This is a genomic window from Vibrio sp. 1078-1 (genome assembly GCF_033340475.1).
In genome coordinates this window covers 82,594-97,805 of the sequence record NZ_JAWOWM010000013.1, presented here as the reverse complement: position 1 = coordinate 97,805, position 15,212 = coordinate 82,594, and the positions used below count along the sequence as shown (strand labels likewise).

The 15,212-nt window shown below is 44.8% G+C and carries 12 protein-coding genes and 2 tRNA genes; 2 read left to right on the top strand and 12 right to left on the bottom strand.

The features are described 5' to 3' along the window. Positions 1 to 20 precede the first annotated feature (20 nt). Positions 21 to 1,403, bottom strand: coding sequence for a signal recognition particle protein (gene ffh / locus R7190_RS20230; protein WP_005385423.1), 1,383 nt, complete (start codon positions 1,401 to 1,403; stop codon positions 21 to 23). A gap of 224 nt (positions 1,404 to 1,627) precedes the next feature. On the opposite strand from ffh, the gene R7190_RS20225 reads away from it, so the two are divergent. Together R7190_RS20225 and R7190_RS20220 are read left to right on the top strand one after the other, a co-directional pair. Beyond that, a complete protein-coding gene (locus R7190_RS20225) occupies positions 1,628 to 2,422 on the top strand; it encodes an inner membrane protein YpjD (protein ID WP_005379950.1) in 795 nt (264 codons plus the stop codon). Positions 2,423 to 2,546: 124 nt separating this feature from the next. Then, a complete protein-coding gene (locus tag R7190_RS20220; protein ID WP_005379948.1) occupies positions 2,547 to 3,827 on the top strand; it encodes an HlyC/CorC family transporter in 1,281 nt (426 codons plus the stop codon). Positions 3,828 to 3,897: 70 nt separating this feature from the next. Here R7190_RS20220 and luxS read toward each other — a convergent pair whose 3' ends face one another. The 11 genes from luxS to R7190_RS20165 all read right to left on the bottom strand — a co-directional run bounded on the left by luxS (position 3,898) and on the right by R7190_RS20165 (position 15,209). Beyond that, positions 3,898 to 4,416, bottom strand: a complete 519-nt coding sequence (luxS, locus tag R7190_RS20215) for an S-ribosylhomocysteine lyase (RefSeq protein ID WP_005379945.1) — start codon at positions 4,414 to 4,416, stop codon at positions 3,898 to 3,900. Positions 4,417 to 4,500: 84 nt separating this feature from the next. Further along, on the bottom strand, positions 4,501 to 5,106 hold the full coding sequence (locus R7190_RS20210; protein WP_186584664.1) for a hypothetical protein: 606 nt from the start codon (positions 5,104 to 5,106) through the stop codon (positions 4,501 to 4,503). 23 nt (positions 5,107 to 5,129) lie between these two features. Next, positions 5,130 to 6,698, bottom strand: coding sequence for a glutamate--cysteine ligase (gene gshA / locus R7190_RS20205; RefSeq protein WP_151515110.1), 1,569 nt, complete (start codon positions 6,696 to 6,698; stop codon positions 5,130 to 5,132). Between the two features lie 156 nt (positions 6,699 to 6,854). Next, the gene (locus R7190_RS20200; RefSeq protein WP_186584663.1) at positions 6,855 to 9,698 is read right to left on the bottom strand and encodes a M16 family metallopeptidase; all 2,844 of its coding nucleotides are present in this window, start codon (positions 9,696 to 9,698) and stop codon (positions 6,855 to 6,857) included. Between the two features lie 9 nt (positions 9,699 to 9,707). Continuing rightward, positions 9,708 to 10,169 (bottom strand): YqaA family protein, encoded by a 462-nt coding sequence (locus R7190_RS20195; RefSeq protein WP_025768180.1) that lies wholly within the window; start codon positions 10,167 to 10,169, stop codon positions 9,708 to 9,710. Continuing rightward, positions 10,163 to 11,113: an NADP-dependent oxidoreductase gene (locus tag R7190_RS20190; protein ID WP_186584662.1), complete on the bottom strand. Its 951-nt coding sequence runs from the start codon at positions 11,111 to 11,113 to the stop codon at positions 10,163 to 10,165. Before R7190_RS20190 ends, R7190_RS20195 begins: the two co-directional genes overlap by 7 nt. 123 nt (positions 11,114 to 11,236) lie before the next feature. After that, positions 11,237 to 12,367, bottom strand: coding sequence for a sodium ion-translocating decarboxylase subunit beta (locus R7190_RS20185; protein ID WP_005379935.1), 1,131 nt, complete (start codon positions 12,365 to 12,367; stop codon positions 11,237 to 11,239). 9 nt (positions 12,368 to 12,376) lie between these two features. Then, the gene (gene oadA, locus R7190_RS20180; RefSeq protein WP_186584660.1) at positions 12,377 to 14,161 is read right to left on the bottom strand and encodes a sodium-extruding oxaloacetate decarboxylase subunit alpha; all 1,785 of its coding nucleotides are present in this window, start codon (positions 14,159 to 14,161) and stop codon (positions 12,377 to 12,379) included. A gap of 31 nt (positions 14,162 to 14,192) precedes the next feature. Next, a complete protein-coding gene (locus tag R7190_RS20175; RefSeq protein WP_005379932.1) occupies positions 14,193 to 14,450 on the bottom strand; it encodes an oxaloacetate decarboxylase subunit gamma in 258 nt (85 codons plus the stop codon). A 553-nt stretch (positions 14,451 to 15,003) separates the two neighbouring features. Next, a tRNA-Arg gene (locus R7190_RS20170) sits at positions 15,004 to 15,080 on the bottom strand. A 52-nt stretch (positions 15,081 to 15,132) separates the two neighbouring features. Then, positions 15,133 to 15,209, bottom strand: a tRNA-Arg gene (locus R7190_RS20165). Between the last annotated feature and the right edge of the window lie 3 nt (positions 15,210 to 15,212).

Genomic DNA, 15,212 nt, shown 5'->3' with positions numbered 1-15,212 from the left:
ATCTATGCGTGATCGATTAATTAACGACCAAATGGGTTGAAGCCACCGCCACCACCCATGCCGCCCATCATGCCTTGCATGTTGCGCATCATGCCTTTCATGCCACCTTTTTGCATCTTTTTCATCATTTTCTGCATTTGGGTGAACTGTTTTAGTAAGCGGTTTACATCTTGAACCTGCACACCAGAACCAGCCGCGATACGCTTCTTGCGCGAGCCCTTGATAATTTCTGGGCGTTGACGTTCTTTCATTGTCATGGAGCTGATGATCGCTTCCATCTGTTTGAACATCTTGTCATCGACTTTGTCTTTTACATTGTCTGGTAGCTGGGACATTCCTGGAAGCTTATCCATCATCCCCATCATGCCGCCCATGTTTTGCATCTGGCCTAGCTGTTCACGGAAATCTTCAAGGTCGAAACCTTTCTTCTCTTTGAACTTCTTCGCTAACTTTTCTGCCTTTTCTTGGTCAACGTTGCGTTGTAGGTCTTCAATCAAAGACAAAACGTCACCCATGCCAAGAATACGTGAAGCAACACGATCTGGGTGGAACGGTTCTAGCGCGTCAGTTTTTTCACCGACACCCAAGAATTTGATTGGCTTGCCCGTGACATGGCGTACTGAAAGTGCCGCACCACCACGAGCATCACCATCAACCTTAGTTAGAACTACACCGGTAAGAGGTAGCGCATCGCCAAAGGCTTTTGCTGTATTTGCTGCGTCTTGACCCGTCATGGCGTCAACAACAAATAGCGTTTCTACTGGGTTGATAGCTGCGTGAAGATCTTTGATCTCCCCCATCATCTCTTCATCAATTGCCAAACGACCTGCGGTATCGACAATCAATACGTCGTAGAATTTTTTCTTCGCATGGTCAATCGCTGCATTGGCGATATCAATAGGCTTTTGGTCTGGTGATGATGGGAAGAAGTCAACACCGATGTCTGATGCCAGTGTTTCAAGCTGCTTGATTGCCGCAGGACGGTAAACGTCGGCAGACACAACCAAAACTTTCTTCTTGTCACGTTCTTTTAGAAGCTTAGATAACTTACCTACCGATGTGGTTTTACCCGCACCTTGTAGACCAGCCATAAGAAGCACAGCAGGTGGTTGAGCAGCAAGGTTTAGCGCCTCATTCGACTCACCCATTACGGCTTCAAGTTCTGTTTGAACGATCTTGATAAATTCCTGACCTGGAGTCAGAGATTTAGAAACTTCTACGCCCACCGCTTTTTCTTTAACGCGGTTCACAAATTCACGAACGACCGGAAGCGCAACGTCAGCTTCAAGTAGAGCCATTCGGACTTCACGTAGGGTTTCTTTAATGTTGTCTTCGGTCAGACGACCTTTACCACTGATATTTTTCAGCGTTTTGGATAATCGATCCGTTAAATTCTCAAACATCTTTGTCTCTTCGCTAAAATGGCGATTAATTAGTGTGAGTATACATTAGCCAAGGTCTGAGTCATACCCGTACCGCTGTCCTATTCTTGTCTCTATTTATATATGGTGCGGTAACTTATTAATTTCAATATCTCATCTCTCACGATTGATGTCGGATATAACGTAGCCCCAAAGTGTAATGCAAGGTATAATTTCTCCATCGTGCACAATAATATTTAGGATTCATGGATAGCTTAATAGCCATCGCGGCCGCCATACTTTATGTCTTGGCGATTGCGACCATCATACCCGGACTCTCACAACAGTCAGGAATCAAAGCAAAAACAGTGTTTGCTAGTGCTGCCTGTGCGCTTGTTTTTCATGCGTGGATTTTGAGTGATCTGATCTTTGATGGTTCAGGTCAAAACCTGAGTATTCTCAACGTGGCTTCTTTGATCAGTTTTATTATTTCTCTGGTCATGAGCCTTGCTATGTTGAAAAACCGACTGTGGTTTTTATTGCCTGTCGTTTATAGCTTTGCTGCCATCAATTTATCTGCTGCCACATTTTTGCCAAGCACGTTTATAAAGCACCTAGAGAATGACCCTAAGCTACTCATTCATATTTCATTTGCGCTCTTCTCATACGCGACTTTAACTATCGGGGCACTATATGCGCTTCAGTTGGCTTGGCTGGATCACAAACTGAAAGCAAAAAAATCTTTGGCGATTAACCCAAACCTGCCGCCTCTATTAATGGTGGAGCGTCAACTCTTCAAAATTATTTTGATCGGTAACTTATTGTTAACTGCCACGCTCATTACTGGCTTTGTCTTTGTGCAGGATATGTTTGCCCAAGGTAAGGCACATAAGGGCATTCTTTCTTTCATCGCTTGGGTGGTGTACTCAATACTGCTTTGGGGTCACTATCAAAAAGGCTGGCGTGGTAGAAAAGTCACATGGTTCGCTGTTGCAGGAGCAACACTGTTAACTCTGGCATATTTTGGCAGTCGCTTTGTAAAAGAAATCATCTTGAATTAAGGAGCTCTAGGGCTCCTATCCTTTATATTTTAGGCTAGATAAAATACAGTACGCCTTAACTCTTTGACTTAACGGACTTACTCAACCGTTATATAACCCAATACTTACAAGGAACAGCAACGTTTTGGACGACATCTCTACGGGTATCTTGTTTGCGCTACTCGCGTGTCTTATCGTCATATCAGGTTACTTTTCCGGTTCAGAAACAGGGATGATGTCTCTGAATCGTTATCGCTTAAAACACTTAGCCAAAAACGGGCATAAGGGTGCTAAGCGAGTCGAAAGACTATTAGACCGTCCAGATCGTTTGATTGGTCTTATTCTTATCGGCAACAACCTCGTTAATATTCTCGCGTCCGCGATCGCGACCATTATTGGTATGCGTTTGTATGGTGATTTAGGTGTCGCTATCGCAACCGGTGCACTAACTATGGTTGTATTGGTTTTTGCCGAGGTTACCCCTAAAACAATTGCAGCGCTTTACCCTGAACGTGTGTCCTACGCGAGCAGTATATTATTGACCATACTGATGAAGTTACTGTCGCCTTTAGTGATGCTTGTTAACTTTATTACGAATGGCTTTATCCGCTTACTTGGTGTAAGAGCGGATCACTCAGCAGAAGATCATCTTAGCTCCGATGAGCTGCGTACGGTGGTAAATGAAGCTGGCGGTTTGATCCCTCGCCGACACCAAGACATGCTAGTGTCTATTTTAGATCTTGAGCACGTCACCGTGAACGACATTATGGTCCCACGCAATGAAATTACCGGTATTGATATTAACGACGACTGGAAATCCATTGTTCGCCAGCTAACACACTCACCACATGGACGCATAGTTTTCTATCGTGACCAAATTGATGAAGTGGTTGGCATGCTGCGCTTGCGTGAAGCTTATCGTCTGATGTTGGAAAAGAACGAATTCAACAAAGAAACGCTATTACGTGCTGCTGATGAGGTCTATTACATCCCAGAAGGCACACCACTGAACGTGCAAATGTTGAAATTCCAACGCAACAAGCAACGTATCGGTCTGATCGTGGATGAGTACGGTGATATCATCGGTCTAATCACTCTTGAAGATATTCTGGAAGAGATCATTGGTGAGTTCACGACGTCAATTTCTCCAAGCCTCTCTGATGAAATCAGTCCTCAAGGTGACGGAAGCTTTCTTATTGAAGGCAGCACCAATATTCGAGATATTAACAAAGGCCTGAAATGGGATTTACCAACGGATGGCCCAAGAACGTTAAACGGTCTTATTTTGGAGCACCTGGAAGATATTCCAGAGAGCCATTTAAGCGTGAGAGTAGCGGGTCACCCAATGGAACTTGTTGAGATTGAAGAGAACCGAATCAAGCTCGTTCGTGTTTATCCGAAGAAGAAAAAATCGACATCCAAATAACCAAAAGAAAAGCCTGACTCATGTCAGGCTTTTTTACTTATTGGGGCAATATGCTTCTCTTAATGAGCACCTAGTCGATGCGCAACTCTTTTAACATCGACTCAGGCAAAGCAAGTTCATCATTTTTGTTCACCGAAACACCAGCATCCAAAATGTTCTTTGCGATCTGTTGTGCTTCTTTTAAAGAGTGCATTGCTGCCGTGCCGCATTGGTATTCGTTAAGTTCAGGGATCTTATTCTGACTTTCTACCTTCAGCACATCTTCCATTGCTGCAATCCAAGCATCTGCGACTTGCTGCTCTGATGGTGTGCCAATCAGGCTCATGTAAAAACCTGTGCGGCAACCCATAGGCGAAATATCGATGATCTCAACAGAATCATCGTTTAGGTGATTACGCATAAAGCCTGCATAAAGGTGCTCTAGGGTGTGAATACCTTTTTCAGAAAGAATGTCTTTGTTTGGCGCAGTAAAGCGTAAGTCGAAAACAGTAATCGTATCCCCTTTTGGGGTCTGCATGGTTTTCGCCACTCGTACAGCGGGTGCATTCATACGAGTGTGGTCCACGGTAAAACTATCGAGTAAAGGCATTACATCTCTCCTGATTGTAACTCCAGTACCTTTCGGTAATGGATAAATGTCATTCATCCCTACAGCACATGAACTGACTGTGGGCTAAAAGAACCAGCTGCTGTTGTCTTCTAATTCCTGACGACATTGCTTCAGCTGCCAGCCATAAGTTTTCGCTGTTTGTTCAACACGTCGAGCGACTTTGATTAAACTAGGCTTTCGATTATAAGTACCTCGCTTATACCCACCTCGCCCTTCATGATAAGCCAGATACTGGTTATAGGGATCCCATAATGAAATCCCTAGCTGACGCCGTGTTTCATGAGTATACCAACCGACAAACATCATAGAATCATCGAAGTTGGTACGAGAGCCACCCTGACCTGTGGCATCTTGGAAGTCTTCCCAAGCAGGGTCTTGAGCTTGAGCGTAACCATACGCACTGCTGACTCGTCCCCAAGGAATAAACCCTAGCAAATAATCTTTAGGTGGTTTTGCATCGTGCCGAAAGCTGCTTTCTTGTTTAATGATGGCCATAGCGACATGAATAGGGGTCCCCCATTCATCTTCCATATCTTTGGCATCATCGTACCAACCGGATTTCTCTCGGAATATCTCGCATAAGTTATTCTGCTGCTTTGGCGGTGCCGTAGCACAACCTGCAAGTAGCACGCCTCCAAGTACCGCTACTACTGACGACTTAATGTTCAACCCCACCAATCCTTAGTTAGTCATTACTGCTTCAGGTAAGCAAAGTAATCTTCCAAAAAATCATCAAAAGAAAGCGTGTCACTCTGCTCTGCTTGCTTTTGTTTTTCCACGGACGACGCTACTTCCGTTTCCATCGTATCTTGTGAGTAGTACTGATAACCGTGAGCTAGGTTTTCATCACGGTACTTCATACCAAGAGTACAACCAACTTTACCTAGCCCACCCAGTTCTTTCGTTAGCTCTAATAGTTGACCAGAGATCGTTAGTTCTGGGTTATCAATCCATGTCTCGAGTTGATTACACACATCTTGGTATGCACTGCCACCAGCGGTCATATCCATTTGCTGTGCTATTTGACGTAACTCGACGAAAACTCGGTGTGCCCAATCTTGTAGAGATAGACGTTCACCTTGACAACCAATTTGCAGCATTAGACCTTTTTCACGGCCAGAAACAATGACTTTATTCCAGTTATCGCGCCAACACTCTAATTCACAGTTATCCATAGGATCTGAGTCTGACAAGGCCGCCCAGGTAAGGAAGAGATCCAAGAATCGTACTTGCTCTTCATTTAAGCCCACTGCGCTGAATGGGTTAACATCTAGAGAACGAACTTCAATGTATTCGACACCACCGCGTCGTAACGCATCTGAAGGCTTCTCACCACTTTTCGATACACGTTTTGGACGAATCGGAGCGTACAGTTCATTCTCAATTTGTAAGATATTGGAATTAAGCTGGCGGTATTCACCATCCACTTTTACCCCAATTTTCGCAAACTCTTCTGATGGGTGGCGAATCGCATCACTCAAACCATCGAGGTATTGGTCAATGCTGTTAAAACCAATTTTCAGCACACTTTGAGCACTATTGGTATAGCCAAGATCGCTCAAACGCAAAGACGTCGACTTCGGCAAATATAATGTCCCGCCAATCTTCTCGAATGGCAGATCGGTTTCACGACCTTGAATAAAAGAGCCACATAACGCTGGTGATGCACCAAAGAAGTAGGGAATCATCCAGCCAAAGCGGTAGTAATTACGGATCAACGCAAAGTACGCATCAGACTTAGCATCTTGGCGGGCTTGTTCATCTTGCTCGCCATAGAGCGCATCCCAAAATGTTTCAGAAAACGAGAAGTTAAAATGGACACCTGAAATAATTTGCATCAGGCTGCCATAGCGACGCTTTAGGCCTTCTCGGTACAGCGTTTTCATTTTCGCTGCATTCGAAGAGCCATACTGGGCTAACTGAATATCATCCTCTGAGCCTACGTAACAAGGCATTGATAATGGCCACATTTTCTCTTCACCCATTTTGGTTTGAGTGAAATGATGGATATCTTTCAGCTGTGCCATCAGCTCTGGAATTTCATGTGACACAGGCGTAATGAACTCTAACAATGATTCCGAAAAATCCGTTGTGATCCATTGATTTGTGAACGCAGAGCCTAACCCTTCAGGATGAGGAGTTGTAGCTAGATGTCCATCCTGACGATAGCGCAAAGTTTCTCGCTCAACACCGCGTCCAAACTGCTTAAATACTTCGGGGTTTGATGCAACTTTTTTTAGTCGCGCAGCAAAATCAGTCAAAATGAGGTTCGCTTATATTGGGAGCAGGACACTTGTTACATAACACAAGTGTAAGCTAAGTTATTGATAATTAATGCATCTAGATAAATAACCCACGAAAAGTTGCTTATCTAGATGAATAGCGGAGAAACGTTTCTCCGCTATTAAATGTGTACTCTATCGAATGATTTCAAGCTCTTCTACGTCTTTCCCCAACTTTTCTAATTGAGGACGCAACGATTTAGCATCACCAACGACGATAATTTGATAGTCATTTGGATCAAACCATTTCTGAGCCAGCGCATTCAACGTCTGCTTATCGACTTTTTCTACGATAGCGTTTCTTTGCTGCAAGTAATCATGATCGAGGTTGTACTTAAGAATATCACTGATGAGCTCCGCTTTTTGTGTTGGTGTTTCATATTTCAGTGCATCTTTTTGACCGACCGCTTGACGCATAAATTTCATCTCTTCATCAGTAATACCTGACTGCGAGTATTCATTTAGCTCATTTTTCATCTCAATGATCGAAGCAACCGTTGCATCCGCTCGTACTTGCGCGGTGAAAACCACCGAGCCTGTTTCTGGATTACCAGAGAAATATCCGTAAGCACCGTATGTGTAACCCTTGTCTTCACGTAGATTTTGGTTAATGCGGCTATTGAAGTTCCCAGCTAAGTTGAAGTTTGCCAGTTGGCTTAGGTAAAAATCGCCCGTTGCGTCGTAAGGCATACCTTGACGAACCATCATGACCACACTTTGCGGCGCTCCTGGTTTATCAACAAGATGGATCTTTTGCTCACCTAATGCAGCAATGCTTTGCGGTGCATACAATGGCGCAGCTTCATCTTGCCAGTTTTTCCAGAACGTCAGTTGCTGCTCAATTTCCTGTTTATTGATGTCACCAACAACAACGATTTGCGCACTTTGTGGCGTGTAATGCTTCGAGTAGAATTCACGGACATCATCCAACGTTAATGCACTGACACCTGCTTGCGTGCCGTCTTTTGGTCGAGCAAAAACCGAATCCCCATAGAGCACCTGGCGACTCGCTTGTGACGCCATCCAACTTGGATTTTGGTGCTCATATACCAGGCCTTCTAGCGCTTGCATTTTTACACGCTCGAAATCATCTTGATTAAATGCAGGAGACAGCAACATCTCTTCGACAATTTTTAACGTCGGCTCTAAGTTCTTTTCTAGAGCAGAAACACTGATGTTTGTTGTATAACCTGTGGCATTAACAGAGATAACACTACCCAGTTTATCAAGCTCAGCTTGAATCTCTTCGACACTGCGTTTCGTTGTACCTTCTTGCAACATCGCAGCGGTCAATTGGGCAAGACCTTCTTTACCCTTTTCAACAAAACGTGTCCCTGCAGGTAGACTAAATTGCATCATCACCGTCGGCGTTTCGTCGCTAACTGCACCAAGCAGCTCTGAGCCATTCTTGAAATGTAACTCGTACAGCTCTGGCATCGTCGCTTTCACTGGTTCTCCTACTGGAGGTTGCACTGAGCGATCGAAGTTATCGGTCGCACGACGATACGCCAATTGGTCATCGGAAATCTTCTCATATTCTGGCAGCGTACGCTTTGGTGTCACAAAGGTCGCAGGTTTTACGACAAGGTCTGTTTTTCCTTTTGGGACCACGCTTAGGGTCACTTTGTTCTTACCTTGGATAAAGTCCGTATACGCTTTTTCTACCGAAGTCGGCGTAACTGCACGGATTTGTTCAAGCTGTTGCTCAAGACGATCAGGATCGCCGAAAAATGTCTCGTTGGAAGCCAACTGAGTCACTTTACCTTTAACGCTTTCTAGCGCAAAAATAGCATCCGCTTCCGCTTTACCCTTCAACTGCTCAAGGCGATCTTCTGTCACGCCTTTTTCCGCAAACTGATTCAGTGATTGTAAAAGCTCGTCGTACAGTTTTGATAGGTCGCCTTTGTCTCCAGAATCGCCCATTGCGTAAACGTAAAAGTTACACGCCAGTTCAGCACAGTCATGGAATGAACCAGCATCGACCGCTTTTTGAGTCTTCACTAGGTCTTGATAGAGCACGCTGTTGGTACCGCCACCCAATACTTCTGATAACGTGTCGAGAGACGCTTGGCTTTCTTCGCCGTTGTAGGTTGTTGGCCACGCGATCATCACCATAGGTTGTTGAATACGATCTTCTAGCGTGATGTATTTGTCTTCTTGCAGTTTTGCAGGTTTTTTCGGCGCATTTTCAACCTCAGGACCACGAGGAATCGAACCGAAGTACTTATTTACCCACTCTAGAGTTTGTTCAACGTCTAAGTCACCACCGATCGTGATAGTCGCATTGTTTGGGCCATACCAACGCAAGAAAAACGCTTTGAGGTCGTTCACATCAACACGATCAAGATCTTCAACATAACCAATGGTTTGCCACGAATACGGATGACCTTCAGGATATAGCGCTTCGGACATGCGCTCCCAAATTAAGCCATAAGGACGATTATCGTAACGCTGGGCTCGCTCATTTTTTACAGTCGAACGCTGAATTTCAAATTTGCGTTGAGAAACCGCATCCAGCAAAAAGCCCATACGGTCAGACTCTAACCACAGCATTTTCTCGAGCTGGTTAGCAGGGACAGTTTCAAAGTAGTTAGTACGATCGCGGTTTGTTGTACCATTTAACGTGCCTCCAGCCTCTGTGATGATCCTGAAGTGCTCTTGGTCACCAACGTTCTCTGAACCTTGGAACATCATGTGCTCAAAGAAATGCGCAAAACCAGACTTACCCACTTCTTCACGAGCTGAACCAACATGGTAAGTCACATCCACATGGACCAATGGGTCAGAATCTTCAGGAGCTAAGATCACCGTTAAACCATTATCGAGTTTATACTTTTGGTATGGAATCTTAACTTTGCCTTCTTCAGCTTTCGATGACTCAACGAAAGTTACCCCTTTCGGCAGTGATGAAACTGGCGTATTTGATGCACAGCCCGTGATCACCAACAGTGAACACGCGCCAACCCAAAACATCTTCATGTACTTTCCTTAAAATAATCCGAGATAGATGACCGCAAGTAAGCTATACCTAGCAGCCTTTCCTAAAAATATTAAAATCACGCAAGGCAGAAACTTCATTCTTAGCCACCCTGCGGCTAAACACAGCGGGTCTCCAATTACAGGTAACCAGCTAAAAAATAATCCCCAATAGCCATACTTAGAGAGCCACTTTAATGCGGTATGACCGTGCTTTTCCTCTTGTGCTTTGTTGGGAATCCACAAGCCAAGCCAATAATTTGTTAAGCCACCAAGCGTATTACCGATAGTAGCGACCATAACAATTGAAGAAACGGAGTATTGATTTAATGAGAGAGTGGCAACTAAGCCCGCCTCAGAACCACCAGGCAACAACGTGGCACTGAGAAAACCGGTCATGAAAAGCACCCATAATGCTGAATCTGAAAACCAAAGCGCTAAACTTTCAAAACTCGTGTTAAATGCTTCTAGCATGTCATATCAAGCAACACCTTGCCTCTGGTTCTTCCTGATTCGACCTGCTGGTGAGCACCAATGACATCACTCATAGGATAAACCTGTTGAATTTCAGTCTTCAGTAAGCCAACGCCGACCATGTACAACAAGGTATCTAACTGCGCAGGGTCTGGTTCAACCAACATGCCACTAGCCTCAAAGCCTAGGAGTTTGGCTTTTTCACAAATCAGCTCAGCAGTTATGGTTGGAACGGTGATGACTCTCGCATTGTCTTTCAGGCATTTAAGCGCATCTAACGCAGCATCTCCGCCTACTAAATCAATCAAAACATCAACATCTTCAACACGTTCTGACACTGGTGCAAATTGATAGTTCACTGCATGAGCACCGAGCGTCGCAAGGTAGTCTAGATTTCGTTCACTGCAGGTTGTAAAGACTTCCGCTTTCGTCGCGATCGCAATTTGTACCGCGAGGTGTCCAACACCACCGGCTCCAGCGAGGATAAGTACGCGATCATTTTCCGTCACATTAGCCTTACTGAGAGCTTGTGCCGCAGTTTGTCCCGCCAACGGTAATGCAGCAGCTGCTTCTAAAGTGACAGAGCTAGGAACATGACTTAACTCAGTTTCTGGAACACATATGTATTGGCTGTAACCACCGCCTCGAACTGGGAAACCAATAAATCCAGCCACCTCCTCACCTTCATTAAAACGTGATGCCCCCTCTCCACAAGACATCACTTTTCCTGAGATGTCGTAACCTGGCACCCAAGGTAAATTATTCTTATTCTGCGCTGCCGCCCAACCGAGCCCAGCTCGAGTTTTGACATCAATAGGATTTACGCCTGAAAAAGCGACTTTTACTAAGACTTCACCAGGCTGTGGTGATGGTGTAGAAGCATGTTGAATCGCGAGTACGTTGGCATCACCAAACTCAGTGATAACGATCTGTTTGTGTTCCATAAACCATTCCCTGCAAGAAAACAAAAAGGGATGCGAAAGCATCCCTTTGACTATAAACCATTTTGTTAACCTAAGTTAATCGTGATTTTGTAAATTGGTTGATCATTCCATTTTCAATAATGTCTAACCAACAAGTGCTAACAATATACCAGCCGCAACGGCTGAACCCAGCACACCAGCAACGTTTGGTCCCATCGCATGCATTAACAAGAAGTTTTGCGGGTTAGCTTGTAAACCAACTTTGTTTACGACTCGCGCGGCCATTGGTACCGCAGAAACGCCAGCCGCACCAATAAGTGGGTTGATGTCTTCTTTCGAGAACTTGTTAAGCAGTTTCGCCATCAGGACGCCCGCACCAGTACCGATACTAAATGCAACTGCGCCTAACCCCAAGATACCTAACGTTTCTAGGTTCAAGAACTGCTCAGCTTGCAGCTTAGAACCAACACCAAGACCTAAAAAAATAGTCACTATGTTGATCAATTCATTTTGAGCAGTTTTCGATAAACGATCGACCACACCAGCTTCACGCATCAAGTTACCCAAACAGAACATACCAACCAATGGCGTAGCTGAAGGTAAGAACAGAATCGTCATCAGTAATACAGCAAGCGGGAAGATGACTTTCTCCCATTTACCAACATGACGAAGCTGAGCCATCTTAATTTGACGTTCTTCCTTGGTTGTCAGTGCTTTCATGATTGGTGGCTGGATGATCGGCACCAATGCCATATAGCTGTATGCCGCGACTGCAATCGCACCTAGCAGATCTGGAGAGAGCTTACTCGCTAAGAAAATCGCTGTTGGCCCATCAGCACCACCGATGATCGCGATAGACGATGCATCTGCCATGGAGAACTCCATGCCAGGTACATAGTTGAGCAAAATAGCGCCAAACAGTGTTGCAAAAATACCAAACTGCGCAGCCGCACCTAACCACAACGTTTTTGGGTTTGCGATCAAAGCACCAAAGTCGGTCATCGCGCCTACACCCATGAAGATCAATAGCGGGAACACACCCGATTCAATCCCAATGTAGTAAACGTAGTAGAGCAAGCCACCAGGCTCAGTAAAGCCAGCATTTGGAATATTCGCCAAAATAGCACCGAAACCAATCGGCAATAACAGTAAAGGTTCAAATCCTTTTTTAATTGCCAAAAACAGCAAGGTACAACCAACCAGCATCATACAGATTTGGCCGAACTCGAAGTTAGCGATCCCTGTTTCTGCCCAAAGGGTTAACAATCCGTCCATGATACTCCCTTACGCCAGGCTCAACAGAGGCGCACCTACTGTGACAGCATCGCCTTCTTTAACGTTCAGCTCTTGAACCACACCACCACGCGCCGCTCGTACTTCAGTTTCCATTTTCATCGCTTCAAGGATGAGCAATACATCGCCTTCAGCTACCTCAGCACCAGGCTGAACATTCACTTTGAAGATGTTACCTGCAAGAGGAGCAGGTACCGCTTCAGCTGAAGCATTAGAAGGTGTGCTAGGTGTAACCGATTTTGCCGGTGCATTAGAAGGAGTAACAGATGTCAGTTCACCTTGAGGGCCAACTTCCACCTCATACACCTGTCCGTCAACACGTACACTATAAGTTTCTACACCACCAGTTGCTGGTTGAGCTACAGGTACAGCAGGCTTCGCAGCTTCTAGCGTTGGTGCTGGCTCAAATGCTTCTGGGTTTTCACGATTCTTAAGGAACTTAAGTCCAACTTGAGGGAAAAGTGCATAAGTGAGTACGTCATCAACACGCTCACTTGCTAGCTTAATGCCTTCTGATTTCGCTTTCTCCATCAGATCAACCGTAAGCGTCTCCATTTCAGGCTCAAGTAAATCGGCAGGACGACAGGTAATTGGCTCTTTACCATCAAGCACTTTCGCTTGCAGTTCTGCATTTAACTCGGCTGGCGCTTGACCGTACTCACCTTTCAATAGACCTGCGGTTTCCTTGGTAATACTCTTATAGCGCTCGCCAGTAAGAACGTTAATCACCGCTTGCGTACCGACGATCTGTGAAGTTGGAGTCACCAATGGAATGAAACCAAGATCTTCACGTACACGAGGGATCTCTTCTAATACTTCATCAATGCGATCCGCAGCGCCCTGCTCTTTCAACTGGCCTTCCATATTGGTCAGCATACCACCAGGCACTTGAGCAATCAGGATGCGTGAATCGACTCCTTTTAACTGGCCTTCCCACTTCGCATACTTCTTACGTACCTCACGGAAATATGCGGCGATAGGTTCCAGTTGCTCGAGTTTCAAATTGGTATCTCGCTCGGTGCCTTCTAGCATAGCAACTACCGTTTCAGTCGGTGTATGACCGTAAGTACAACTCATTGAAGAAATCGCAGTATCGAGAATATCAATACCGGCTTCTACTGCTTTTACCGCTGTTGCTGTAGACAGCCCCGTTGTTGCATGACAATGAAGTGCCAATGGCACATCACAAGACGCTTTGATACGCGTGATAAGCTCTTCCGCTTCATAAGGCTTAAGTAAGCCAGACATATCTTTAATACACAGCGAGTGACAACCTAAATCCTCTAGGCGTTTTGCCAAGTCAACCCAAGTGTCTGCGTTATGCACTGGGCTCGTAGTGTAAGACAACGTACCTTGAGCATGCGCACCAACATCAACCGTTGCTTTAACGGCTTTCTGGAAGTTTCGCACGTCATTCATTGCATCAAAAATACGGAATACATCCATGCCGTTAGCATGCGCGCGTTCAACAAACTTCTCTACTACGTCGTCGGCATAATGGCGGTATCCTAAAAGGTTTTGACCACGCAGTAGCATTTGCATTGGTGTATTAGGCATCGCTTTTTTTAGTTCACGTAAACGCTCCCAAGGATCTTCCCCTAAGAATCGAATACAAGAATCAAATGTTGCACCACCCCAAGTCTCTAGAGACCAGTAACCAACCTTATCCAACTCAGCTGCAATAGGCAGCATATCCTCAATACGCATACGCGTAGCAAATAGTGATTGATGGGCATCACGAAGGACCACATCAGTAATAGCTAGTGGTTTAGACATGCTCTTAAACTCCTTTTTAATCCTAGTTCGGCTACTTCGCGAATGAGGCGCGATGTTTATGAATCGCAGCCGAGATCGCCGCCACTACTTGTGGACTAACAGCTGAAGAGGTTGATTGAATATTAGTGTTTGTTTTTGGTGCTGCGATCGGCTCTGGTACTTCTTCTGGTACCAATTTCGACATTAACCGAACGAGATAAACAAGAATAGTGAGGAAAATAAATACGACCGCCATCCCCGTTAGCATCAGGGTGGCCGCATCTACTAGCAGGCTTCCTATATTAGTCATGTTGCTTCCTTTCTTTGTCATCCTGACAACGTGCAGGACTTTAATAGTGTCAAATCCCGACCCATGGATTATCTCGATTGGTTAAATTTTGTCAATTTTGTTTAAGGAAGGTTTGTAGTAATCCTGATAAATGATTATTTATTCACTACACAGATCACAGTTCATGACAAAATAATCACTTCAAATCGCTATCACCTTACGAACAGAGTAAAGGAGGACATAAATAAAAACTGCGATTTAGATTTCAAAATCAAATCGGTACTCACGCAGTAAAAACCAACAAAAACAAAAAGATGAATAAAGTTAACAATTAATAAACAAATAAAAAACAAAGTAACTACATGAGAGTAATTGAAATGAAAAATGGAAGTCAGTGTATAGGAGGGATAATCAGGATGATTTCACACGATGCGACAGAAGCTTGATAGCAAATTGCTTAGATACGCACATATTCGCTTTTAAAAAAGAGGAACATAGGCTCTAGTGATCCTACGCTATATTTCAGATGTCTAGATACAAAAAAGCCTCGCAATTGCGAGGCTGTTTCAGTAAGTGGCGCGTCCTGGAGGATTCGAACCTCCGACCGCCTGGTTCGTAGCCAGGTACTCTATCCAGCTGAGCTAAGGACGCGCAGTTTTCGATATCGACTTTCATCAATATCAGGGCATTACCCTTTAATAAGTGGCGCGTCCTGGAGGATTCGAACCTCCGACCGCCTGGTTCGTAGCCAGGTACTCTATCCAGCTGAGCTAAGGACGCGCA